General features: G+C 34.1%; 24 protein-coding genes and 2 tRNA genes. 14 read left to right on the top strand and 12 right to left on the bottom strand.

What is annotated here, in order from left to right; all coding sequences use genetic code 11:
* The 6 genes from ACE01P_RS21300 to ACE01P_RS21275 form a co-directional block, all read right to left on the bottom strand.
* A partial coding sequence (locus ACE01P_RS21300) for a hypothetical protein (RefSeq protein WP_379701057.1) occupies positions 1–1,113 on the bottom strand: 1,113 nt, incomplete at its 3' end.
* A gap of 112 nt (positions 1,114–1,225) precedes the next feature.
* The gene (locus ACE01P_RS21295) at positions 1,226–2,326 is read right to left on the bottom strand and encodes an amidohydrolase family protein (RefSeq protein WP_379701056.1); all 1,101 of its coding nucleotides are present in this window, start codon (positions 2,324–2,326) and stop codon (positions 1,226–1,228) included.
* A gap of 53 nt (positions 2,327–2,379) precedes the next feature.
* A complete protein-coding gene (glsA, locus tag ACE01P_RS21290) occupies positions 2,380–3,393 on the bottom strand; it encodes a glutaminase A (protein ID WP_379701055.1) in 1,014 nt (337 codons plus the stop codon).
* Positions 3,394–3,451: 58 nt separating this feature from the next.
* The gene (locus tag ACE01P_RS21285) at positions 3,452–4,519 is read right to left on the bottom strand and encodes a type II asparaginase (protein WP_379701054.1); all 1,068 of its coding nucleotides are present in this window, start codon (positions 4,517–4,519) and stop codon (positions 3,452–3,454) included.
* A 23-nt stretch (positions 4,520–4,542) separates the two neighbouring features.
* On the bottom strand, positions 4,543–5,967 hold the full coding sequence (locus tag ACE01P_RS21280; RefSeq protein WP_379701059.1) for an aspartate ammonia-lyase: 1,425 nt from the start codon (positions 5,965–5,967) through the stop codon (positions 4,543–4,545).
* A gap of 58 nt (positions 5,968–6,025) precedes the next feature.
* Entirely contained in the window at positions 6,026–7,252 is a 1,227-nt protein-coding gene (locus ACE01P_RS21275; protein ID WP_379701053.1) for a DcaP family trimeric outer membrane transporter, read from the bottom strand.
* Positions 7,253–7,691: 439 nt separating this feature from the next.
* Between ACE01P_RS21275 and ACE01P_RS21270 the strand changes: the two genes are divergently transcribed.
* Positions 7,692–9,272 carry a hypothetical protein gene (locus ACE01P_RS21270; protein WP_379701052.1) on the top strand — a complete coding sequence of 527 codons (1,581 nt, stop codon included), beginning with the start codon at positions 7,692–7,694 and terminating at the stop codon, positions 9,270–9,272.
* 74 nt (positions 9,273–9,346) lie between these two features.
* Here ACE01P_RS21270 and ACE01P_RS21265 read toward each other — a convergent pair whose 3' ends face one another.
* The gene (locus ACE01P_RS21265; protein ID WP_274255558.1) at positions 9,347–9,805 is read right to left on the bottom strand and encodes an Lrp/AsnC family transcriptional regulator; all 459 of its coding nucleotides are present in this window, start codon (positions 9,803–9,805) and stop codon (positions 9,347–9,349) included.
* A 161-nt stretch (positions 9,806–9,966) separates the two neighbouring features.
* Between ACE01P_RS21265 and ACE01P_RS21260 the strand changes: the two genes are divergently transcribed.
* On the top strand, positions 9,967–10,869 hold the full coding sequence (locus tag ACE01P_RS21260; protein ID WP_379701051.1) for a DMT family transporter: 903 nt from the start codon (positions 9,967–9,969) through the stop codon (positions 10,867–10,869).
* Positions 10,863–11,624, top strand: coding sequence for an alpha/beta fold hydrolase (locus tag ACE01P_RS21255; RefSeq protein WP_379701050.1), 762 nt, complete (start codon positions 10,863–10,865; stop codon positions 11,622–11,624). Before ACE01P_RS21260 ends, ACE01P_RS21255 begins: the two co-directional genes overlap by 7 nt.
* On the opposite strand, the gene ACE01P_RS21250 is transcribed toward ACE01P_RS21255, so the two are convergent.
* Complete coding sequence (locus tag ACE01P_RS21250) at positions 11,621–11,866, bottom strand: hypothetical protein (protein WP_379701049.1); 246 nt, start codon at positions 11,864–11,866, stop codon at positions 11,621–11,623. The genes ACE01P_RS21255 and ACE01P_RS21250 overlap by 4 nt on opposite strands.
* Before the next feature lie 297 nt (positions 11,867–12,163).
* On the opposite strand from ACE01P_RS21250, the gene ACE01P_RS21245 reads away from it, so the two are divergent.
* The gene (locus ACE01P_RS21245) at positions 12,164–13,420 is read left to right on the top strand and encodes a putative DNA modification/repair radical SAM protein (protein WP_379701048.1); all 1,257 of its coding nucleotides are present in this window, start codon (positions 12,164–12,166) and stop codon (positions 13,418–13,420) included.
* A 5-nt stretch (positions 13,421–13,425) separates the two neighbouring features.
* On the top strand, positions 13,426–14,202 hold the full coding sequence (locus ACE01P_RS21240; protein ID WP_379701047.1) for a TIGR03915 family putative DNA repair protein: 777 nt from the start codon (positions 13,426–13,428) through the stop codon (positions 14,200–14,202).
* A gap of 103 nt (positions 14,203–14,305) precedes the next feature.
* Here ACE01P_RS21240 and ACE01P_RS21235 read toward each other — a convergent pair whose 3' ends face one another.
* Positions 14,306–15,772, bottom strand: coding sequence for a glycoside hydrolase family 130 protein (locus tag ACE01P_RS21235; protein ID WP_379701046.1), 1,467 nt, complete (start codon positions 15,770–15,772; stop codon positions 14,306–14,308).
* 187 nt (positions 15,773–15,959) lie between these two features.
* Here ACE01P_RS21235 and ACE01P_RS21230 point away from each other — a divergent pair, with 187 nt between their 5' ends.
* Both ACE01P_RS21230 and ACE01P_RS21225 read left to right on the top strand, forming a co-directional pair.
* Positions 15,960–16,499 (top strand): helix-turn-helix domain-containing protein, encoded by a 540-nt coding sequence (locus tag ACE01P_RS21230; RefSeq protein ID WP_379701045.1) that lies wholly within the window; start codon positions 15,960–15,962, stop codon positions 16,497–16,499.
* A gap of 88 nt (positions 16,500–16,587) precedes the next feature.
* Positions 16,588–17,526, top strand: coding sequence for a hypothetical protein (locus ACE01P_RS21225; protein ID WP_379701044.1), 939 nt, complete (start codon positions 16,588–16,590; stop codon positions 17,524–17,526).
* A gap of 28 nt (positions 17,527–17,554) precedes the next feature.
* Here the strand turns inward: ACE01P_RS21225 and ACE01P_RS21220 are convergent, their stop codons facing one another.
* Positions 17,555–17,773, bottom strand: coding sequence for a hypothetical protein (locus ACE01P_RS21220; RefSeq protein WP_379701043.1), 219 nt, complete (start codon positions 17,771–17,773; stop codon positions 17,555–17,557).
* A gap of 424 nt (positions 17,774–18,197) precedes the next feature.
* On the opposite strand from ACE01P_RS21220, the gene ACE01P_RS21215 reads away from it, so the two are divergent.
* The 4 genes from ACE01P_RS21215 (at position 18,198) to ACE01P_RS21200 (ending at position 21,105) form a co-directional block, all read left to right on the top strand.
* Positions 18,198–18,746 carry a DUF4494 domain-containing protein gene (locus ACE01P_RS21215; protein ID WP_379701042.1) on the top strand — a complete coding sequence of 183 codons (549 nt, stop codon included), beginning with the start codon at positions 18,198–18,200 and terminating at the stop codon, positions 18,744–18,746.
* 145 nt (positions 18,747–18,891) lie between these two features.
* Positions 18,892–20,424 carry a glycosyltransferase family 39 protein gene (locus tag ACE01P_RS21210; protein ID WP_379701041.1) on the top strand — a complete coding sequence of 511 codons (1,533 nt, stop codon included), beginning with the start codon at positions 18,892–18,894 and terminating at the stop codon, positions 20,422–20,424.
* Complete coding sequence (locus tag ACE01P_RS21205; protein WP_379701040.1) at positions 20,417–20,941, top strand: DUF4269 domain-containing protein; 525 nt, start codon at positions 20,417–20,419, stop codon at positions 20,939–20,941. Before ACE01P_RS21210 ends, ACE01P_RS21205 begins: the two co-directional genes overlap by 8 nt.
* Positions 20,942–21,032: 91 nt before the next feature.
* A tRNA-Met gene (locus tag ACE01P_RS21200) sits at positions 21,033–21,105 on the top strand.
* Positions 21,106–21,186: 81 nt separating this feature from the next.
* Here the strand turns inward: ACE01P_RS21200 and ACE01P_RS21195 are convergent.
* Positions 21,187–21,564: a DUF4440 domain-containing protein gene (locus ACE01P_RS21195; RefSeq protein WP_379701039.1), complete on the bottom strand. Its 378-nt coding sequence runs from the start codon at positions 21,562–21,564 to the stop codon at positions 21,187–21,189.
* A 288-nt stretch (positions 21,565–21,852) separates the two neighbouring features.
* Between ACE01P_RS21195 and ACE01P_RS21190 the strand changes: the two genes are divergently transcribed.
* Entirely contained in the window at positions 21,853–22,257 is a 405-nt protein-coding gene (locus tag ACE01P_RS21190; RefSeq protein WP_379701038.1) for a helix-turn-helix domain-containing protein, read from the top strand.
* A gap of 61 nt (positions 22,258–22,318) precedes the next feature.
* Here the strand turns inward: ACE01P_RS21190 and ACE01P_RS21185 are convergent, their stop codons facing one another.
* Complete coding sequence (locus ACE01P_RS21185; protein ID WP_379701037.1) at positions 22,319–23,086, bottom strand: hypothetical protein; 768 nt, start codon at positions 23,084–23,086, stop codon at positions 22,319–22,321.
* A 437-nt stretch (positions 23,087–23,523) separates the two neighbouring features.
* On the opposite strand from ACE01P_RS21185, the gene ACE01P_RS21180 reads away from it, so the two are divergent.
* Both ACE01P_RS21180 and ACE01P_RS21175 read left to right on the top strand, forming a co-directional pair.
* Positions 23,524–23,595 (top strand) — tRNA-Glu (locus ACE01P_RS21180).
* A 227-nt stretch (positions 23,596–23,822) separates the two neighbouring features.
* On the top strand, positions 23,823–25,022 hold the full coding sequence (locus ACE01P_RS21175; RefSeq protein ID WP_379701036.1) for a PQQ-binding-like beta-propeller repeat protein: 1,200 nt from the start codon (positions 23,823–23,825) through the stop codon (positions 25,020–25,022).
* The last annotated feature ends 78 nt before the right edge of the window (positions 25,023–25,100 follow it).

The raw sequence follows: 25,100 nt of genomic DNA, 5'->3' as shown, positions 1-25,100 counted from the left end.
GAAAAATTTGGTTCTAAACGGAAACCAGTTTACTCCCATGGTTACTTCCCAAGGTTTTCCGTAATCTCCATTTATATAAGAATATGTGCTGTATGCCTGTAGTTTTTTATCTACTAACATTGCAGAACCTTGAACTGTAAATCCTGAATCAAAAAGTTTGTCTACTGGAATTTCTCCTGAAGTTTCAAATTTTGAAAGCCAACGCATAAATACCTCAGCATCTAGCGAATAACCGTTGTACTTTACACCAGTATTAAAAGCTGCCATTTCATATTTTGCATTGATAACCTGTGTATTTGGGGCAAAAGCATTTAAAGCAAAAATCCCTGTACCATCAGATAATCGAATTTGAGAGTTTTCTGGAGCATTTGTATCTGGCTGAGACTGGCGATTCTCGGTGCTTCGTGTAAAAGCTCCTCCCAAAATTGTAGCCGGTTTAGCATGTTTTTCGTAATCGCCATAAGTTGGAATTCTTCCAAAATTATTGGTTACCCACCAAATGGCACCACTCCAAGTATCCATTTTATTATCTAATTGACCAGCATCTACACCCAACTGGCTGAGGTTATTACCAAGCATTGTTTTATAATAAACATTATCAGCAATTTGCCCTTGTGCGTAAATACCTGTTGTAAAAGAACCTCTGAAATATTCATCGGCTATTGGTCTGGCATCTGATCGGAGCCATTCTGGCCACTGTCCTAAAATAGAACGAACAGATGGCAGACCATTAATACCGATTCCTAATTCAAAATATTTATTAAACTTATACTGTAAATTTCCTGCTACCACAATTTGCGCGCCTTGTCCTAAAGTGGCATTTGAAGTCCAGACGAAAACAGTATATCTTATTTTTGGATCGGCAACCCATCCTCTAAAATAAAGGTTAGCTTTTTGAAACTGAAGATCTTGTCTTCTATCAATCGGAATAACTTCTCCTTTATAGTTGGTATAACTGTCATCTATACCCATCTGGTTTAAATATCGAGCTAAAACATAAAAAGAAAGGGTCATTGAACCATATTTTCCATCTGCCAGTTTAAAGCCTGTACCTCCGATATGTCCTTGTTCAGGATCTTTAACCAAGGTGCTGTCTGGCATGGTTGTATTCATAATTTGACTCCATGAAAATTGGCATATTAACAACAAAAGGAGATATCTTATTTTCATATAAAATGGCTTTTAAAATTTTGCGAATAACTTACTTACCTCAACAAACAAAAAATCATTGTTTTACATTGGCTTTTTCCCAGGCTCGCACTTTTTTACGGGCTTCGTCAAAAAGTTTGTTGTAATTCTTTTTTCTAATTTTTTCGCTTGTTTCAGGTTTAAGGGCTTTCCAAAGCGGCTGATACTTTTCGTAAACAGCCATATAAAATTTCTGATCTGGAGGAGCTACGACATCTGTTCCGAACAAAAATCTGTCGGGATATTTATCCATTAATTCTGCGCATTTTTTAATGATTTCTGGCGAAGAGACAATGTACTTTGCTACCTCATCCCAAGAAATATCAAAATAGACATTCGCGTAAGCTGGATCGTTCAATATATTTTCTACAATATCTACATGATTTGGCGGTCTATCGGTTGTAGAATCGTTTCCGTAACCTGCAGGATATACAATTCTCCCAAGTCCGATATGCGCCCAGATTATGGTTGTTTTTGAATGACGTTTTAATAGATCTCTCATATCATTCAAATACACAGGTTCTGTTTTCTGTTTGGCCATTGGCATATCCATATCATTGTGAAGGATAACTACTAAACCTACTTTTCCCGCAAAATCCATAATGCTGTCTAAAGCCGGATTAGTCAAACTGGCCACCTCGCCTGTTACTTTTGAAGACACGAATTCTTTGTGTATCGAAAATTCTCCAATTCCTGTAAAAACCCCAGGAAAAGTTCGCAACACGCGTTCGATGTGCTTGTAAGCATACATATCTGACGGATTGAATCCTGTAATCATAGGATCTAATCTCGCTTGTTTCTCTTTACTAAGCGATTTATACTGCATGGCAATAAAAGCGTCTGTAAAAGAGTAATAGTACAAAGGAGCATCGGTCTGGAGATAATACGTCGGACTATAATTACCCGAGTTTTGATACGACCATTGCTGCTGCAACGGAATTCCGAATAAGGTAGAACGTCCTGCCTTATTCCCCATAATTTCCAAGAACTTATCGACAGAAATTCCCTCCTGTATATAGTTGGTCAAATGAAAATGACTGTCATTAAATAAATAATCGTCTTTTTTCTGTCCAAACAAAACAATAGACTGTATGCATAAAAGAAACAGTATCGTACTTAGCTTTATTTTTCTTTGCATACGTTTATAGGCTTAGATTAAACTTTGTTTATTGCTTTTGAAATCTTAAAAGATTATTTTTTGGGCGTCACGATATAAGGGTTTACGCCAAGCTCTTTTGCAATATCAAAAATGGCTTTTTGGGCTTTTACGCTATTTCCTGCTGCATTTAGCGGAGGCGAAATAACAGCGATTCCAAATTTGCCAGGACAAACTGCGATTAGACCTCCTCCTACACCACTTTTGGCAGGAAGACCAACGGCATACAACCATTGTCCAGAATCATCATAAAGTCCCGCTGTAGACATAATTCCCATTGTAAAAGCGCAAGTTTCTGGAGAAACGACTTTTTCTTTTGTAATTGGATTTACGCCTCCATTTGCCAAAGTCGATGCCATAACCGCAAGTTCTTTTGCATTGGCATTAATAGCGCATTGTTTCGTATAAATATCTGTAGACTGAACGGGATCAAAATACATACGACCATACGCCAAAAGTAAATGTGCAATGGCTTGATTACGTAAATTATCTCCTGCTTCACTGATGTAAACTGGCATATTTAATTTCAGTTTAGTTCCTGCAAAAGCATTATGAGTATCTTGAATACTTTTCCATTTTGCTACAGAATCATTCCCTTTTATCAAACTCACAGCTGCAATTGCTCCCGGATTTACCAACGGATTGATTTCTTTTCCTTTCTGAAGTTCAACTGCTACAATCGAATTAAAGCGAAGACCTGTTGCATCTACTCCAATTTTGTCTGCCACCACTCTTGGCCCTTGCTCTTCGATAACTCGTGCCAGTGTAAAAACTTTTGAAATGGATTGAATAGAAACACGCTGATTCAAATCTCCTTTGCTGTAAACTTTCCCATCAGCTGTTACAATGGCAATTCCGAAAATATTCGGATCAACATTGGCCAATTCTTTTATGTAATCTGCATTTTTACCTTCTTTCAGATCTTTATATTTATCATAAGCACGATCAATAGCAGCTTGATAAGCCAATTCTTTTTGAGCTGATACTTTAAATAATGGATTTACAAGCATCAATAGAAGTAAGATTATGAATTTTAGATTTGTTTTCATTTTTCTTTTTTTGATTGGTTTGCTTTTATTTTTTTTGATTCGGTTTGTATAAAAAAGTCTAATATTCTTCGAATATCTTTTGAAGCTGTGCCAAACTTCTCTGTTTAAGCAAAGCAACCGACAATAGAATTCTAGCTTTCTGCGGATTCAATCCGTAAGACGCAATAAGACCTAATTCGTCATCATTACATTCTACATTACGCCCTACAATTCCTGTAGCAACACGTGTACTTCTTACCACTATAATTCCTTTTTTACTCGCTTTAGCGCAAGCATCAAGAGAAGCTTTATTCATATTTCCGTTTCCAACTCCTGCAATTACAATTCCTTTTGCTCCTTTTTCAATCGAAGCATCAATTAAGTCTGCTTTCATATCCGCATCAGCGTAAATAATATCTACACGAGGAAAAGCTGTTACGCCTTTAACATCGAACTCTGAGTTCTTTCCAAATTTTTGATCAGGATGGTGAAAGAAATCATTAACTCCATAAGAAGTAGTTCCGATAAGTCCACGAATTGGAGACATAAAAGTTTGCACCGCTGTTGTACTTACTTTTGTTAAAGATTGTGCCGAATGAATCCAATCGTTCATTACCAAAAGCACTCCGTATCCTTTAGCTTTAGGGTCTGCAGCCACTGCAATAGCATTATAAAGATTTAAAGGTCCGTCTGCGCTAATGGCTGTTGACGGACGCATTGAACCCACAAGCACTACGGGCTTATCTGTTTTTACAACTAGATTTAAGAAATAAGCTGTTTCTTCCATCGTATCCGTTCCGTGTGTAATTACAAAACCATCAACGTCTTTACTAGAAGCTAATTCGTTAATTCTGTTGGCAACTTTTAGCATAATTTCAAATGACATGTCCTGAGATCCTACATTTGAGATTTGTTCACCTTTAATATCCGCCAATTTCATAGCATCGGGAACCGCATTTACCATCGCATCAATGGTAACTTGCCCTGAAGTATATCCAGATTGCACGCCGCTTTTCGCAGAACCGGCAATTGTTCCACCTGTTGCTAAGATTAATACTTTAGGCTTAGCCTGTCCAAACATGCTGATACTTAGCGAAAGCATCATCAGCAAAAGCATCTTACTGCAAAAGTTTATATTTGATTTCATGATTTTTTCTTTTTGGTTTGAGTTTATTTTTGGCCTGTCAAAGTCGCTGGATCAAGAAGTTTTTTAATTTGATCTTCCGTCAATAATTTCTTCTCACGAATAAGCTCCAGAATTCCTTTATTGGTTGCAAGTGCTTCTTTTGCCAATTCTGTTGTTTTTTCGTAACCCAAAATAGGATTAAGAGCCGTTACAACTCCTACACTTCTATCCATGTAATGCGCTAAAATGTCTTTGTTAACCGTAATACCGTCGATACAGTTTTTTCTAAACAAAGGCATTGCTTTAAAAAACAATCCCTGAGATTCCATCATAGCAATGGCTTCGACAGGTTCAAAAGCATTTAACTGCAATAAACCCGAATGAGCTGCGAGCGTAACGGTAAGATCGTTTCCTATTACTTTAAAACACAATTGATTCATAAGTTCTGGCATAACCGGATTTACTTTTCCTGGCATGATAGAAGATCCCGGCTGAAGTGCTGGCAAATTGATTTCGAAAAGTCCTGTACGCGGCCCAGAAGCCAAAATGATTAAATCACTGCTTATTTTTGATAAGGCAACCGCCATACTTTTTAGCGTAGAAGAATACATTACAAATCCTTGCTGACTAGTTGTTGCAGCGATGAGGTCTTTGCTCATTACAATTGGTTTTCCTGTAATTTTAGCAAGATGCACCGCTACTTTTTCAGCATATCCTGGAGAAGCCGTAATTCCTGTTCCGATAGCAGTAGCGCCCATATTTTGTTCACATAAAAAAACTTCAGATTTCTTTAAAGCTCCAATCTCCGCATCAAGCTGATTCCCAAAGGCATGAAATTCCTGACCCACTGTCATTGGTACAGCATCCTGACCTTCAGTTCGTCCCAGTTTTACAATGTCTTTAAATTCATCTCCTTTTTTATGAAATGCTTTCGCTAAAAGATCAGCTTCTTTAACCAGCTTATCGTTATGAAGCAATAAGGCTACTTTTATAGCTGTTGGGTAGACATCATTTGTTGACTGTCCCATATTCAAATCATCGTGAGGCTCGATAAATTGATATTCTCCTTTTTTATGTCCGCTTAGTTCCAATGCGATATTAGCTAGAACTTCATTCACATTCATATTGGCAGAAGTACCCGCGCCACCTTGATACAAATCAACCAAAAATTGATCGTGATATTTTCCGTCGATTACCGCTTGGCACGCTTTTTCAATGGCAGCTAATCTGTCTTTTTTAAGGCGACCCACATCGGCATTGGCACGAGCTGCTGCCAATTTTACCATGGCAAAAGCTCTTACATAATCAGGGTAAAATTGTGTTGTCATTCCGCTTATCTGAAAATTTTCTAATGCGCGGGCTGTCTGCACTCCGTAGTATGCGTTTGCAGGAATCTGTTTTTCTCCTAGAAGATCTTTTTCTGTTCGGGTCTGAGCATTAAGAGCACTTATAGACAATCCGAACAACATCAGATATTGTACAGTTTTATACATATTTTTCTTTTTTATTGATTAAAAACAGGAAGCCTTATTGGTTCTTTTTATAAAATGCTTCAGAGAAGTTATATTTAAAAGAAAACTGCAGCTTGCTTATAGAAGTACTCCATCCGTCGTTGAAATTTTCGCGGTCACCCCACTGAAATTCTGCTCCTACCGTACAATTTTTCACAGGAGTATACAAGACATTTACCAGAGCATATTGTCCCTTTTTAAAAGCGTCATCTGTTTGTCCATCTGAGTTATCTATGTCAATCATAGAATATCCTATTGCGGTGCTGAATTTATCACTCCAAGTATGATCTAAAAAAGCTACAACACCCACCAAAGGAAGCGCAACACCTTTTACAGGTCTTGTCACATTGCCAGGAGTATTTTCGATAGCCACATCTACAGGAGCGTCATTCATGTAGTTCTGAATTCCTTCCCCATATACCACTTGCCCTCTAAAAACATCGTTTTTACTAAAGTTGATGTTGGTACTTAAATTAAGCCCCCATCCTACAGCATCTCCAGACAAATCGAACTGATCATTATTTTGGTCTTTCCATTCAATCTTTCTTAAGATACCAGCTAACTCCACATATCCCCATTTCGTTCCAACGTGATATTCTGCTGAAAGATCTGGCAATGGAAATCTGGCTTTTACACCTTGCAATTCAACACGGTTAGCATAATCTCCTTGATCGGCACTTGCTCCAGGTCTTTCTAATGCAATGGTTAAACGTGTATCGCCTTGAATTGGCATATAACGAATTTGAATGTTACGGAAGAATACCATTCCGGTTGGTCCCCAATATTCTAATGAATTCGGAAACACGCCAATATCCATAAATGGGCTCCAAGTTTGCCCTGCTCCAAATTTTCCTAATTCGGCATAAGCATGACGCAAACGAAAAGTGGTTTGTCCAGCATCTACACCAGTACCGAATAATTCGAATTCGAATTGTGTTTTTAATTCTCCAAGTCCAGTATCAAAATAATTTTTAAAACCTAATCTCGTTTGGCGGACAGAAGCATAATAACTTCCATCTGGTCCATACTCATTTTTGTATGAAGGCAATTTAGTCGGTCTTACCACATCATACCAATCGGATTGAATTTGATTGAAATTATAACCAATATCGGTCATAATGAAACCATAGATTTCCATGCTTTTAGACCCTTCGTTTTGAGCCTGAGCAAAAGCGGAAATGAGAAAACAAATTATAATGGCTCGATGCCTCATCGTTGCCATTTGTAAAAACCTTTTTTTCATAATGATTATAGTTTGTTTATTGTGGGATACTACTTAACTATTCATTTGTTTTTTACAATCTGGGCTTAAAATAAAAGTCACTCTATTTTAAAATCTGTATTTCTCAGCACTGGTTTTGGCTCCTAAAGTTTTTTTCAATATTCCTGAAATTTCGTTTTTTGGGTAGACAAAAAATCAAGAACTTCATAAATGCCGCTTGTTTTTTTGTTAAAAAAGTAAAAAAACAACCCTACACCAGCTGATTATCAAACAAATATAATCAATGCTAATGCACCATTAGAGTTATTAACCGTTACATTTAACCGTTAAAAAATCAGATTAATAATATTAATATGTTAAATATTCACATAATTTTATAAATTTGTAACTACATCATATTTAACATTTTATACGCCCAGTGACTTTTTTTTCGCCATTAATAATTTTAAATAAATTTATTATGGAGTCTATAAAAAAAATCCCCCCGGATACCATTTATAATGAACTGGAAAATGTTTTAAAGTTTTATTCTTTCAAAAACTCGATGCTGTTGAGCAATTTTCTGCGCTATATTGTCACAGAAACTATTGATGAAAGACAGCAATTCATTAAAGAATATTCTATAGCTGTAAATGCTTTAAGCAGACCCTCTCATTTTAATCCTCATGACGATGCGATGGTTCGCATTCATGCAGGAAGATTAAGAAAATTACTCAATGAATATTATTCGACCGACGGTAAAGACAATTCGGTGATTATTCATGTCCCAAAAGGTGGTTACGTTCCTGAATTTATTCATAACAACAAGATGAGACACATTGATCTTCCTATCAGTACCCATAAAACAAATCCGGTCATTACGGTTTTTCCTTTCAAATCAATCGCTCAAAGACCAGATTTAGAAGCTTTTTCGCAAATTCTTTCCGAAGAAATAAGCGCTGAACTTTCGCGTTTTCAAGACATTTCTGTTATAGGTCATTTTCCTCCTGGTGTAATTTCAAAAATTAATGAAAATATTTTGGAAGCTGCCAGTCTCGTTGGAGCCGATTTTATCATTACAGGACACATTCAAATTATCGACAATAAACTGCAAATCAGAATCAATTTAGTAGACTCATCTTCCGGAAAGTTTATATTAACTAAAGTGTTTACGCCTGCTACGATCGATGACGGAATTAAAATTCAAAATGAAATTGTAAAAGATATCGTTTCTACAATGGGCGGCTATTACGGCATTATTTTTAAAGAAATGGTAAAAACAGCGCCTTCTAAAATAGCCAACAATTCGAGTATTTTAAAAGCGATCTGCAGTTATCATGAATATCAATGTTCTTACACTGTCGAGAATTATGCAAATGCTTTATCGAACTTAAATGAAGCTGTAGAATTAGATCCAAACCACGCTATTGCTTGGGCAATGCTTGGCGAAATGCATTTGGCTTCTATCGCTCTTGGAATAGATAATTGCAAAAAAACAATCGAAAAGAGCAGTCATTGCATTTCAAAAGCTTTAAAAATAGATCCAAGTTGCCAGCAGGCTTGGTATGCACAGACGCTTCTAAACTGCTTTAAAAAAGATCAGGACAACTGTCTTTCTGCTGCAGAACAATGCATCAAAATAAATCCGAATTCGTCTGGAATTGCTTCTGGAATTGGTTGTATGCTAATTTTTGCTGGCTATTATGAAAAAGGATTTAATTTATTGGAAAATGCAACACGCATAAATCCTTCGCATCCTTGGTGGATTAATATTGGATATTGCTGCTATTACATTCACAAAAAAGAATATCAAAAATCGCTCTACTGGGCAGAGAAAATGGATTTTAGCGAGACAATATGGGATTCTTTGCTAAAAGCTGTTTCGTTTTCTTTACTGAATGAAGACGCAAAAGCAAAAATTCACTTAAATAACCTTCTAGAACTACAAACTCAAACTGCAACAGAAATTAAAGAAATACTTTCTAGTTTTATATTTTCTGATGAGGTTGTTTTTAGAATGGTAAACAGCTTAAAAAGAATCGGACTAAAAGACGATATTTGATTCTTTATAAAACATAAAAAACTCCGCAGAGCCTAAAAATAAGCTTTGCGGAGTTTTTTGTTTTATTTCTAAAGTTAAAAATGCAGTTTCGTAGATTGTTTAATGTAACTCATTACAAATGAACTCTGTACTTTACTGATGTTCGGAATGTCTGAAAGCTTCCTGATAAAATCATTAAACGATTCTGGATCTTTCACAACCACTTTCAGAACATAATCGAAGATTCCGCCCGTTACATATCCTTCTACAACCTCATCGAGTGCCGCAACTTGTCTTGAAAATTCTTCTACCAATTCTAAACGCTGGCTATTTAAAGAGACATTAATAATTACAGTAAAATTTAATCCCACTTTTTTCGGATCAATTATCGCGACGTAATCTTTAATATAACCTTCATTTTCCAGTTTTTTAATTCGGTCATAAACAGAAGTTCTCGACATATTGAGTCTTTCTGTCAAATCGGTGATATCGAATCTTGCATTCTCCTGAAGGATTCGAAGTAACTCTATTTCTTGTTTGCTTAATTCTTGCATCGGATTTTTTCCAGTTAAAGTATAAAAAATAATTCAATTTCGTACAAAACACACAAATAAATCCATTTAAAAAGATTAAATACATATTTAATTCTAAATTATCGACCGTTATTCTACATTTTATACTTTTGAATGTACAAAACATATTCTTCAATACAAAAATGAACAAATATATTATCATTGTTGCTCTTGGCGCATTGAGTTTCGGAATGCTATCTTCTTTTGCTAAAATCGCTTACGGAGAAGGTTATTCTCCAGCAGAAATTACTTTGACGCAAGCACTTGCCGGAACCATAATTTTATGGTCAATCGTAATTTTTAGAAAACTAAAAAACGGTCATAAACTAGCATTAAACTGGAAGTTGCTTTTGGCAGGAACCACAATGGGATCTTCTGCTTTTACGTATTATTTAGCTGTGGCTTACATTCCTGCTTCTTTGGCCATTGTTTTATTGATGCAAATTACGTGGCTTAGCATTTTGGTTGACTGGATATTTTTTAAGAAAAAACCCAATACTGTAGAAGTGAGTTCGGCACTTTTTATCATTTTAGGAACTGTTCTCGCAGGAAATCTTTTAGACTTAAACAATGCTAATATTTCTTTTACAGGAATAGCTTTGAGTTTATTATCGGCTTTGCTTTATACACTTTACATTGTTTTTACGAGCAAAATTGGCAAAGAAACACCAATGTTCGAAAAAAGCGCTTTAATGACCAGCGGTTCTGCCATGATTATATTTTTAATTAACTGCGAAGCCATTACAACAAGTACACATTTAGATTTCGGACTATTGCAATGGGGAACATTTTTAGCCATTTTCGGAACAGTGATTCCGCCGATCTGTTTTACAGTCGGAATGCCTAAAATTGGCGCTGGATTAAGTTCTGTTTTATTGACTTTAGAATTGCCAGCAGCTGTTTTTTGCGCACATATTATTTTGGGCGAAAAAGTGACTTTTCTACAAATTATCGGAATTGCAATAATGCTTGGTTCAATTGTTTATCTTAATATTTCGAAAGCTAAAAAAGAAAAAATCATTCAAAACGAAACTGCTGTATGCTAATTCATATCAACGAAAATAATCTTTACGCCGAATATTATAATGATTTTGAAAATCGCCCAACAATTGTTTTTCTGCATGATTCGTTAGGCTGTGTGGAACTTTGGAGAGATTTTCCAAAAAGAATTGCTGAACTTACTCAATGCAACGTTTTAATTTATGACAGATTAGGTTACGGAAAATCGGATCCTATGCCGACTTATGTTCGTCCCGTAAATTATTTAGAATTAGAAGCTGACGTTTTAAACACGATACTCGAAAAGCTAAAAATTGAAAATGCCATTTTATTTGGCCATAGTGATGGAGGTTCGATTGCGTTGATTGCGGCAAGCAAATATCCAAACCGAATTGAAAAGGTTATTTGCGAAGCGGCACATATTTTTGTTGAAGAAATTACACTTAACGGTATTCGTGAAGCTGTTGTAGCATATCAAAACACAAACTTACCTGAAAGACTTCAGAAATACCACGGAAATAAGACCGAAACCATTTTTAAAGCTTGGACAGAAACTTGGTTGCGAAGCGATTTTAGAAATTGGAACATAGAATCTCTTCTTCCTCAAATAAAATCTCCGTTACTATTTATTCAAGGCGAAAAAGATGAATACGGAACTTTAGATCAAGTTGAAAAAACGATAAATGCAGTATCTGGAAAATCTGAAAAACATATTATTCCAAACGCAGGACATACGCCACACAAAGAAACTCCTGCAGCTGTGCTAGATAAAATCGCTTTGTTTATAGCAGATAACAACTAAGCTGCTTTCTTGCTTGTGCGTTTTTTCTTTTCTAATAATTTAAGATGATTTTCAGCACATAGAATTTTCTCGGTCGTGCCGTTTTTTTGTATTTCGATGAGATAATGAAAATCTCTTTCTTTCGAAGTCGATTTTATTATAAGCCCCTTTTTAAAATCCATTTTTCTTTCGATAACGGTTCCCTTGTAAGATCTCCCACTCAATGCAGTGTAGGAAACATCTTGTCCTTTTACAAATTTCATTGTTTTAGCCGTTTGTTTCTAATATTTGCTAATACTTCTAAATCTGAAAAACTAATGTTAAGGGGGGAGATCAGTTTTTCTATTTCGGCGAATGTATAAAGTTTCAACAATTTACAACCCCGTATTTATACCTGTTTTTTGAGTTTTAAATATAGTTATTTTTTTAATGTAAAAATAACCTTTCAAAAAAAAATTGATACAATTTAGAACAGCCTCTTTTAGACCTTTTTTAAGATGAATTCCTAGTTTTGAAAGATTGAATTTTCATTTCAAAAAAACAACTAAAAAGAGAGCTAAATGGTACAGGAAAGAGTGATGGAAAAATTGGCAATTTTAGCAGATGCAGCCAAATATGATGTTTCTTGCTCATCGGGACAAAGTACCCGTAAAAACAAAAACAAGGGATTAGGAGATACTGGAAGCGGGATTTGCCATGCCTATACGGAAGACGGACGCTGCGTTTCTCTTCTTAAAATCCTACTGACCAATCATTGCATTTTTGATTGCGCGTATTGTGTGAGCCGAAAAAGCAACGACATCAAACGTGCTGCTTTTACCGTTCAAGAAGTCGTCGATTTAACAATTGGTTTTTATCGAAGAAATTACATTGAAGGCTTATTTCTAAGTTCTGGAATCTTTGATAATCCCGATTATACCATGGAACGTCTGGTAAGAATCGTCAAAAAACTAAGACTCGAAGAAAATTTTAATGGCTACATTCACTTAAAAGCAATTCCTGGCGCTAGCGAAGAATTGCTAAAAGAAGCGGGATTGTATGCCGATCGATTGAGTGTAAATGTCGAAATGCCTACAGAACAAAGTCTTAAACTGCTGGCTCCAGACAAAAATCATAAGGATGTAATTAAACCGATGGAATATCTTAAAAATGAAATTATCGGTTATCAAGAAGAGAAAAAATCCAATTACAAAACACCGCTTTTTGCTCCTGCCGGACAAAGCACGCAAATGGTGATTGGCGCAACAAAAGAAAATGACATGGAAATTCTCGGAATGGCCAATTATTTTTACGAACAAATGAAAATGCGTCGTGTCTATTATTCGGGTTATGTGCCGATAAGCTATGACAACAGGCTTCCAGCGATTGGAACTCCTGTTCCAATGATTCGCGAAAACCGATTGTATCAAGCAGATTGGCTAATTCGTTATTACGGATTCAATGTTAACGAAATTGTTGGTTTTGACCAGCCCAATCTTGACTTGGATATTGATCCGAAATTAGGATGGGCTTTGCGAAATATGCATCAATTTCCGGTTGATATTAATACGGCAGATTTAGAACTTATTCAGCGAATTCCTGGAATAGGATTTTTGAGCGCTAAAAAAATTGTTGCAGCTAGAACTTTCAAAAAATTGCAACCAGAAGATTTAAAGAAACTAGGAATTGCCTATAATAGATCGAAATATTTCTTGGCTTTCTCTTCGCCTTTTTATCTGCAGAAAGACCTGACTTCCATTCAAATAAAAAATCAGATTTTGAATTTGCAGAACAGCAAATACAAGAATAATTTTTCGAATCAGCTTGCTTTATTTTAATTCAAATGACACAAATAATTTATGATGGAAGCTATGAAGGTTGGTTAACAGCTGTTTTTGAAATTTACGAATACAAACTAAAAGACATTGTTTTTGCTAAAAAAGAGATTTCAAATACGCTGCTTTTTTCCAATACACATTCTGTTGTAACAGATAATGAAAAAGCAAATCGAGTTTTAAATGGTTTACAGCAACGGCTTTCGCATCAAGGTTTCAACAATCTTTATTTTGCTTTTTTATCTGAATTGGAGCAGATAGAAGAAACTCTATTTCGTTTTGTAGAATATGTTTTTGCAAGTTCGATTAATATCGAAGGAGATTTAAGCCGAAGCGAAGTTTTAAATGTAAAAAAAGCGGCACATTTAACTGGAAAAGAAAGTCATAGAATGAAAGCGTTTGTTCGTTTTAAACTAACAAAAGACGAATTGTATTATGCCATCGTAGAGCCAGATTGTGATGTTCTACCACTTATCGAACAGCATTTTAAAAACCGTTACGCAGACCAGCGCTGGCTGATTTACGACTCCAAACGCAAATACGGAATTTACTATGATCTCGAAAATGTTTCAACTGTAGAAATGCAGTTTGAGTCGAATCCTTCATCCAGTTTTTTAGCCGAAATAAATGATGAAAACGAAGAATTTTTCCAGAATTTATGGCGCAACTATTTCAGCAGCGTTAACATAGAATCGAGAAAAAACACGAAACTTCATATCAAACACATGCCAAAACGATATTGGAAAAATCTAACGGAAAAAATCCCAAACCTCAACAAAAGATAAAAATCTAATTTGATCTGCTAAAATCTTCTCAAATCTGCGTGAAATACTTTTTACGCATTGATTTTCACGCAGATTAAAAAAGATTAAATATGAATCAAGATTATTACTTGCTTTTCTTAAGTGCTTCCAGCAATTCAACCATATCTACCACAGCATAAGTTGAGCAATAATCTGATACGGCGTAAGGTAGAATTAAACTGTTGTTATGAATAATCGCTCCACAAGAATAAACTACATTTGGCACATAACCTTCTCGCTCGTCTTCTAATGGAGAAAGCAACGGCTCTGTAAGTCTTCCTATTTCTTTTGAAGGATCGTCGAGATCAAAAAGCGAAGCTCCAATACAATAGCGTCTCATAGTACCCACTCCATGCGTGATAACAAGCCAGCCCTCTTCGGTCCATAACGGAGAACCGCAATTTCCTATTTGAGTCAACTCCCAAGTAAATTTAGGTTTTTGCAAAAGAATTGGTGTATTCCATTGTGTTACACGATCAGAATACATAATGTAATTATTGACGCCATCAATTCTGGCCAACATGGCATATTTGCCTTTTACTTTTCTAGGAAATAAGGCTAAATTTTTATTCTGCGCTCCTTCTCCGTGAAGCGGCATCACTCTAAAACTATAAAAATCTTCGGTAGAAATTAACTTTGGTAGAATTGTATGTCCGTTATAAGCAGTATATGTTGCCATAACCCTAACAGAATCGTTATCATCTATAAAACGCACAAAACGTGCATCTTCAATTCCGCGGCTTTCAGAATCAGAAATCGGAAATATAACGCGTTCTGTTATATCAGAATCATGTTTGAATTGTAAATCGTAAAAGGAATTCGCCAACCACAAAATTTCTTCCAGCGCCACTTTTCTTTCTTCACGAATTAAAGGATCTTGCAAAGCCTCAATCAGCATATTTTTAAGAACAGCAAATTCAAATTCTTCTGGAAGTCCCTGCATTATCTGAGCGATATATTTGTCTGTTGTATGCATTTCATACAACTTGCTTAAAAATCGTTCTTTATTAAATAAGGTTTTATGTTCAATTTCTGCCTGATCAATATGATTACCGTTTTTCATGACATGCAGATTATTGTCGCGATCTAAAATTGCTCTTCTAAAAACAATCGACGAAATATGACCTTCACCAGTTGCACGAAAAGAAATAATAACTCTTTTTTCTCCTACTTCAAGTCCTGTCTGATCAAAATCTTCTACTATTGAAGGATTAAAAATTGCCGCAGATTCTATCGCATATTCCATTGTGCAGTACGATCCAATCAGCATTTTTCGGTCTAGAGACATGGCTTCATAATCAATTTGCATGCCTTCAATTATGGGTTTTATTCTTTCGCAGTGTCTAAAAAATACTGCCGAAATATTTCGATGCCTTCTCGCAAATTCACGAAGTGTTTGTTCCAAAGTCTGTAGAACTTGTTTTTCATCCAGCATCATTATCCGAAGTACCATTTGTTGGGTTCTTTCTTGCCCATTCATAAAATATCGGGCAACAACTCTTCTGGAATCTGGTAAAAACTTTATATTTTTTCGAACAACGGATACTCGCATAACTGGAAATTTTATGACTAAAAGATTAGGAATTATTTATCACACAACAAGTTAATGATTTTTGTTAAAGAAAAAAACTTAATTTTTTATTAAAACTTCGAATTGGCCTATAATTAAAGGATTTTTTATGATGCTCTCGTCAAAAGTTTTTTTCCTAATTTCGTCTTTATACCTCCAACGTAAAACCATGAAAAATAAAGTCAAATTTTTGAGAGAAGAGAAGAACATGACTCAAAATGAACTTGCCGAAAAATCGGGTCTTTCGTTGCGAACGATTCAGAGAATTGAAGCTGGAAATATTCTGAAAGGCTTTACCTTAAAAACTATTGCCGAAGCTCTAGAAACCAATTCTGAAAACCTCATCATTAAAAAGGAAAATGTTCAAATCGAAAGAGCCAAACTCATTAATCTTTCTGTTTTGTCTGGACTTATTATTCCGTTTGGGAGCGTTATTTTTCCTTTAATCTTAACTTACAAAACGCAAGATGTTGCGAACAAAGAATTAGGAAAACAAATTGTAAGTCTTCAAATTGTTTTAAGCCTTTTACTTTCCGTTTTAATGATTGCGAGTCCGTTTATTCAAAGTGCATTTACTTTAAAATTTCCACTTTTTATTATTCCATTAATCGCAATTCTTAGTTTAAAACTTATTATCGTTATTCTAAACGGAATCAGTTTAAACCAAAAACAAGAGTTAGTTATAAAACTGAAAAACAACTTCTTATAGTTCAAGTCATAAAAATGGCGTAAAACTGTCGTATGGTTTTTGCACGAAAATCTGAATCGAAATCCGAATCTTGCAGAAAAAATAAACCATGAAATTATTTAAGAAAATTGCAATCGTATTTTTAGTTAGTATCGTTTTATTCTTGTTCGGAGGGTATTTTTATTTTCAAAATAAATTCAGTCCGCCAGAGAACTATTTGAAGGTTTCAGGAATTGCCGAAAACATTCCGATAAAATGGATTTCTAGCGACGAAAAAGCTCATTCTGCTTTGCTTTTGCCAATCAAAATTGACGGAATCGATCAAACGTTTTTCATGCAATTTGATTCGGGTTCACATTCTACAGTTTTCTACAAAATAGCTTTAAAATCCATTGCTGAAAAATTTCAAAATCAGCTGAAAATTGATCCTAAAAACAATCCCATTTCAAGTTCTTTTTCAATCGGAAATATGAAAGTGATTTCAAACAATTTTGAAGTTTTGGATTACGGCAAAAAAGTCGATTTTGACAATCCAAAAACAGAAAATATTATCGGAACAATCGGAACCGATTTATTAGAAAAACGAATTACCATTTTAGATTTCAAAAACAATCAATGCTCTTTTATTGAGAAAATTGAAGAAACTGATTTTACTCCTTTTGAATTCAAAAAACGTAAGATTTTAATTCCTTCAAAGATCGAAAATGAAAATCTAAAATTGCTGTATGATTCTGGATCCAGCGGTTACGAACTGATAACAACAAAAGAAATTTGGCAGAAATACAGAATTAAAAACAGCGCTGTAAAAACCGAAAAAGGTAATTCTTGGGGAAATACATTGAGCGTTTATTCCGCTTCCGCGAAAAGGAAAATACAATTTAAGAATCTGACTTTCGATCTTTCTGAAGTTACCTACATTGAAGGCACATCAGAACTTCAAAAAATTTTAATGAAGCGTTCTGGAATGCAGGGAATGATTGGCAACAAGCTTTTCCTCAATCACAAATTAATTCTGGATTGTAAAAACGAAAAATTTAAGTTGGAATAAGAGTAAAATTCTACAATAATAAACTGTTTTAAGAATTGATTTTAATGATATTTTTGACGTTCTCAATGAAGCTTTCAGTGTCTTTGATTTCTTGTTTGATCAATTGATGATGTTCTGCCAAATCGTGCTGTTCCATCATGTCTTTTTTCAAATATTTAATCATCGATTCTAGACTTCGCGTATCGTTTTGATTTTGTCTTTTTAATTCACGCTGTTTGCTTTCCAGATATTTCAAAGTCTCTTTCAACTTTAGAACGTTTAATTTCCCCAACCTATTATTTTTAATAATTCATAAAAAAAACAATGGCCAAAAATGTGGTAAGATTCAATATGCTCCAAAAACTAATACCACTCGAATTTACCTCATTCCTAGCCATTGTTATTTGACACTTACGTACAAATCGATTTTTTGGATTTAATAAATTTCACATTTTTTTCAATTTTTGTTTCAAAACAAAAAAGTGCTTGTTTCACATCACTTTAGCACAAAAAACAGAAAGCAGAAAATTTTTATTTTTTTCTAATGATGATAAATTGGTATTTAAAACACAACTTTCAGAACATCAAAATGTTACCAAAAACAAAGCAAAATTGTGAATATCTATTTGAAGATTTAACTGTTTATTTTGCAGTATCATTTATCTTTGACATCCTTAAAAATTTTAAAAGAGATGAGCGCAATTTGGTACGAATGCAAAGTAAAATATAGAAAAACAGATGAAACTGGAGGACAAAAAGTTTTAACCGAGCCTTATTTGGTTGACGCTTTGTCTTATACAGAAGCTGAAAAAAGAATGACCGAAGAAATGGCTGCTTATACTAGTGAAGAATTTAAAATCACAGCTATAAAAGTGGCAAATTATGCTGAAATTCATCCTTTTGAAAATGCAGACAGATGGTTTAAATCTAAAATCACTTTAATTGCTTATGATGAAGAAAGTGGTAAGGAAAGAAAAACGAGCATGTATATGTTGGTTCAGGCAAATGATGTTCGCGAAGCTTTTGACAACACGCTTCACATAATGAAAAATACAATGGGAGAATATTCTATTCCTGCCATTACAGAAACTGCAATTATGGATGTTTTTCCTTATTTCAGCGGTGAAGAAGGCGAAACAGAAATGTTAGAAAGATTCAATACATTAAAAGCTTCTAAACCAGAAAAGCCAGAGGTTGAAATTGTCGATCACATGGAATTTGAAACTGCTTCAGAGGAATAATATCCTAAATGCATAAAAAAATAAAGAGCTTCAGAATTATCTGGAGCTTTTTTTATTTCCCTAAAATTCATCTGTTTAACTTTAATACAAAATAAATAATATATTAGCTGTAGATTACCAATCGAAGACCAAAAATCAAAACCACATGACCAAAAAGAACCTGATTTTATTCGGATTTATAATTCTAAAATTCATTCTGCAATATGTCTTAATTAGTCCCGAATATGATTTACAGCGCGACGAATATCTGCATTTAGATCAAGCGCATCATTTGGCTTGGGGCTATTTGTCTGTTCCGCCAGTTACGTCTTGGTTTTCGTATCTTATTCTTTTGCTTGGGAATTCCGTTTTCTGGGTGAAGTTCTTCCCTGCCCTATTTGGCGCCTTAACACTTTTGATTGTCTGGAAAACTATCAAGCTTTTAAAAGGCAATCTTTACGCTTTAATTTTGGGCGCATTGTGCGTTTTGTTTTCATGTTTGTTGCGTTTAAATATGCTTTATCAGCCAAACTCTTTTGATATTTTATGCTGGACTGCGCTTTATTATGTTTTAATACAATACCTCACTTCAGAAAACACAAAATGGCTTTATTTTGGCGGAGTAATTTTTGCTTTAGGCTTCTTAAATAAGTACAATATCGTGTTTCTATTACTCGGATTAGTTCCTGCTATTTTACTTTCTAAACAGCGAAAAATACTAGCGACAAAAGAGTTTTATTTTGCTCTAATTTTAGGATTGATCCTAATTCTTCCCAATTTATATTGGCAGTACAGCAATCATTTTCCAATTGTGCATCACATGAAGGAATTAGCAGAAACGCAATTGGTTAATGTAGATTTAGGTGATTTTCTAAAAGAACAAATTCTATTTTTCATTGGCGGATTATTAGTGATTTTAGCCGGACTTTACGCCGTTTTATTCTATAAGTCTTTCAAAAAATACCAGCTCTTTTTTGCCTCATTTGTTTTCACCCTTTTAATTTTTATTTACTTCAAAGCAAAAGCGTATTATGCCATTGGGTTATACCCCATCTATCTCGCTTTTGGAGCTGTTTATATTTCAGAAATTCTAAATAATGGGTGGAAACGTTTCCTAAAACCTGTTTTTATTCTGATTCCGTTATTGCTTTTTATTCCGATTTACAATGTTGCTTTTCCAAATAAAAGCCCTGAATATATGGTTGCACATTCTGAACCATACAAAAAACTAGGAATGCTTCGCTGGGAAGACGGAAAAGATCATCATCTGCCTCAAGATTTTGCTGATATGTTGGGCTGGAAAGAATTGGCTAGGAAAACAGATTCACTTTATGCTTTACTGCCAAATCAAAAAGAAACGATTGTGCTTTGCGATAATTACGGGCAAGCTGGCGCGATTAATTTTTATTCTAAAAAAGGAATCAAAGCCGTTTCTTTCAATGCAGATTACTTAAATTGGTTCGATCTCAGCATTTCCTATAAAAATCTTATTCGCGTTAAGGAATTTGACGAAAACAATGAAGAACTAAAAGAAACAAGTCCGTATTTTGAAACGGCTGCAATTGGCGGTCAAATCACCAATCAGTATGCGAGAGAATATGGAGCTACGATTTTTGTTTTCACGAATGCCAAAATCGACATCAATAAAAGAGTAGAACAGGAAATCAACGAAGAAAAAGACAAAATCATAAATGATTAATTTCAAGAACATATCTTATTTAAAGACCGGAACTCCAAAACAACAAGCTGCACTCATGGTTTTAACCCAACATAAAATTCTAGAAAATCTTGCTGAATTTGATCCTATTTTAGTTGGCACAATTCCGATAAATATTGATATCGAAAACAGCGATTTGGATATTGTCTGCTATTGGAAAAACAAATCTGATTTTATTGAAAAAATCAAACAGCTTTTCGAAAAAGAAAACCATTTTTCAATTCGAGAAGAACTTATTAATAATCAAGATTCTGTTATTGCCAACTTCTTTATTGATGCTTTTGAAATCGAAATCTTTGGACAAAATACACCAACAGAACTTCAAAATGGTTATCGACACATGCTCATTGAGCACCAAATTCTAAGTTCCAGAGACGAAAACTTCCGATTGGAGGTCATTAAACTAAAAAAAAGTGGCATAAAAACCGAACCCGCTTTTGGCTTGCTACTAGGCTTAAAAGGAAATGTTTACGAAGAATTACTGCATTATAAATTATAAAAAAAGACGTTCTTTTTTTAAATTAAGAAAAATAAAATCCTAAAATAACTTGCATAACCGTATTTAGTGTGTATCTTTGCACCCGAAACATCGCGGGATAGAGCAGTAGGCAGCTCGTCGGGCTCATAACCCGAAGGTCACAGGTTCGAGTCCTGTTCCCGCTACTAATAAAAAAAGCTTCAGAGAAATCTGGAGCTTTTTTTATTATATCTTGTAACATTCACAAGTGCAAATACTTCACATTACTAACTTTTTTCCAGTTCTGTCTCGGTATGCATTACACAAGCCCATTTATTATTTTCTTTAATCCAAGTAGAAGTGCAAACACACTTTATAGGCGTTTTTTGACTGTCATCTAATATTGTAAAATCCAGAAGATATCCTATTACGACAGTGTTCTCAGAAATTAGTTTTTCTTTTACATCATAAATATTAAGCACTTTTATTTTATTGGTCTGTCCCGAGTCAAACATTTTTTTAAATTCCTCCTCGTTGATACTCTGAATACCGTTTTTTCCAGCAACTACGCAAGGAAACATCGTCAAGTTTTTTACTGTTTCATAATCATCATTTTCAACTCCGTGCCAGTATTTTTTTTCTAGCTCTATAATCTGTGTTTCCATATTATCTCGTTGTTAATTAGACATTTCACAAATTTCAAAATTAATATTGAATTAAAACCGCTCCTTTAACATAGATTTAATTTTCATAAGAAAACTTCTTAATACTATCTTGTACAAATTAAACGAAGTGAAGAGAAAATTACATCCTTTCAAAAGGATAAATCATCTCAAATTTCGATATAATATCTGACAAAAAGAATATTTACAGATATTTTTTTATCTTTGAAATTCAGGTTTTTTAATCGAAATGGCTTTATCTTTGAGCCTTCAGAAAATCAAGATTCATTTATGGAACAGAAAATTCATCAGGGAAGAAACGTAAAACGATTCAGAGAAATGCTTGGCATCAAACAAGAAGCATTGGCTTATGATCTGGGCGAAGATTGGAACCAGAAGAAAATTTCTATGCTGGAGCAGAAAGATATAATCGAGGATTCTCTACTTAAACAAATCTCAAATTCTTTAAAAATTCCCGTTGAAGCTTTTCAGAATTTTGATGAAGAACAAGCGATAAATGTAATTGCCAATACTTTTGGAGATAATGCTTGCGTTGGAAATCCTAATTCAACTTTCAACTTCAATCCTATTGAAGAATTAAAAAAACTTCACGAAGAGAAAATTGCTTTATTTGAGCGTATGCTGAAAGAGAAAGATGAAATGATGGCAAGACTTGAAAAGCTAATCAATAAATAAAGTGCTATTCTAATTTTTTAATCAGAATAAAAAAAAGCTTCAGAGAAATCTGGAGCTTTTTTTACATAATCTCTTCAAATGCCATTGCTTCTTCAAATGAAATTTCTTTAGTTTTAAAAGCATCTTCTATATTTACGATTCTTTTAATTCTTTTCATAATTTCATCTGTTTTTTCACTTACAATATTGTTTGGTAAAATCTCTGCATAATAATCTACTTGATTATGCCAGTCATGCACAAATTGCAATTCATTTACATTTTCGAGTTTGCTGAAAAGTCCATAATTTTCATTAACAAGATGAGAAAGTAACTTTTTGCTTCCATCCTTTTTGGCAGTTTCTGCATCATTGTACAGTTGCTTTATTGCACCTGTCATTCCTGGACAAATAGTAGTAAAATCCCAAGCGGAGATTTTTATTGCCGTTATTTCACTTTCAGTCCAAAAAGCGTCATTTAATTCGTTTATATAAAAATGATCATTCTCTTTTTCAATTACAGAGTAAAAAGGAAATGAAAAAAGCTTTGATAATTCTAATACCTGACTATCAGTTGCACTTGCTGGCAACCAAAAATCAGTATCGAAATTTAGTTTAAATTCTTGTTCAAAAAAAGAAGATACCTTTTCGATCAATGCAACATAATCGTTATTCGAATAAACAAAATCTTTAATCATCGGATTGTCATTTCTTAGAAAATCGACAGTCAGTTTTTCGATTAAATCTTCGGCTTCAGAAACAGAAGAGCATTTCTGAATTATTTGTCCAAATCCACCATATTTGTAGGCATCGCCATCCCAAAACAAATAGGATTTCCTAATTATTATCTCCATAGTTTAATCTTTTAAATACAATTTAAAATTGCCATTAACTTTCCAGTTTTTTTGTGAAATTGAATTTGTAGGATAGCTTCATTTTTATTCAAGCGAATATAGGAAATGTTTTCATTCTCATTTTTATTAGTTTTAACTTCAAAACCAATAAAAACAACCAGTCACAATCATACGAATATTCTTTCAAAACAAAAATATTTCAATATTTCTAAAAAATATTTTTCTTTCAAAAAGAACCTACAATTGACGTTTTTTAGCTTCCTAATCTCAAAACAAATATTTATTAATCAAATAAATACAAAACCATTAACTTCGATTATCAATAAACAAAAATGGATCAAAGCCGCTCTTTCTTCAAAATTTCTAAAAAAGTTTTTTCAAAAAAGCTTTGTACAATCCAAAAATAGTTGCACTTTTGCACCCGCAATAGCAAAGCAGGTCCGTTCGTCTATCGGTTAGGACGCCAGGTTTTCATCCTGGTAAGGGGGGTTCGATTCCCCCACGGACTACTTACTAAGTCAAAAGCTCTAGAGAAATCTGGAGCTTTTTTTGTTTATATTTACTTCGTTAAATGTTTGAATATTTTGAGAAGAATATCGAAAGGCTACAAAACCTACAAATAAGCCCTAAATTAGGAAACACAACACATCAAACACAATAACAAAGCAAACAAAAAGTTATAAATGAGTAATTTCTGATTATATAAAACAATCAAAAAATCAACCCAAATCTTAAAATGAAACACAAATTAATAGCCCTTTTATTTGTATTCGCCTTTGCAAATATGTCTGGACAAGCGCCCGCCAGCAAAACTAACTATACTAACAGTAAATTACCTGTGGAAGAAGCTGTAACCAACAAGTCTTTAAAACCGCTGAAAAAAATCTCTTTAGACGATACTTCTATTTTAATTTACGATTACGACGGTTCTCTTTTTTCTTGGGATCTAGAAGTAGAAAGCATTGTTTGGACTGTAAAAGCTTCAGATGCTCATGCTGAAATGTGTGCCAATAAAATAACTATTCATGATGGAGTTGTATATATTCCTTTTATTAATGGCGAAATTTACGCAGTAGACAACGGTACAGGAACTATTTTTTGGAAATCGAGATTAGGCAATATCAAAGATCAGGTTGTTCTAAAAGATCAGACTCCAATTATAGCTAACGGAAAACTATTTATTACTGCTCAAAATCAAAATCAGAGCAGCAATTTGTATGCTTTGGATTTAAAAGACGGAAGCTTGGCTTGGAACTACAAATTAGACACGCCAAACAACGATATTGAGCCATTATTTTTCGACAATAAGATTTTCACTCAAAGCGGAAATAATGTGTATTGTTTTGAAGCCTCTACAGGAAAACTGCTGAACCAAAAAAGTTTTGACGAAACCATGACTGGGAAACCGGTTACAGATGGCGAAAGTATTTTTATAGCTGGCGACAAAAATTGGCTATATGCATTAAAGCCAAATAGCTTAGATGTTTTATGGCAATTTAAAATAGAGGAAAATCAAAACAACGTTAAAGAACGCATAGTTTGCCACGACAAAAAACTATATTTTGCATCACAAGGCTCTGAAGTTTCTTCTATTTACGCTGTTGATTCTAAAACAGGAACTCAGCTTTGGAAAACTGATTTTAAAGGCGACAATGTAGAATATATCGTTAAAGAAGTTGATAATCTTTGGGGATACACTCGCAATAAGAAACTTTTTGAATTGGACTTATCAAACGGCGAAATAGCTTTTGAAGAAAAACTAACAACGCTTCCAATTTCAAATATTGAATTTCCTGCTGACGACAATTTGCTTTACTATTATTGCGATGCAGGCTTAATTCAGTTCGATTTAAAAGAAAAAGACGAAAATGTATATTATATGCGCACCTCAATTACAGACAATCCTTATAGCGCTTATTTGAAGATAATTCGATAACAAAAAAGAGAAGTGATTTCAGATGAAAAAACTTCTCTTTTTTTGATCGTAATAAAATAAAAAAGACCAATATAATTG

It is taken from the genome of Flavobacterium sp. HJSW_4, assembly GCF_042436695.1.
Taxonomy (GTDB): Bacteria; Bacteroidota; Bacteroidia; order Flavobacteriales; family Flavobacteriaceae; genus Flavobacterium.
Note: the sequence above shows the minus strand (reverse complement) of the source record. Positions and strands in the feature narration are given on the sequence as shown.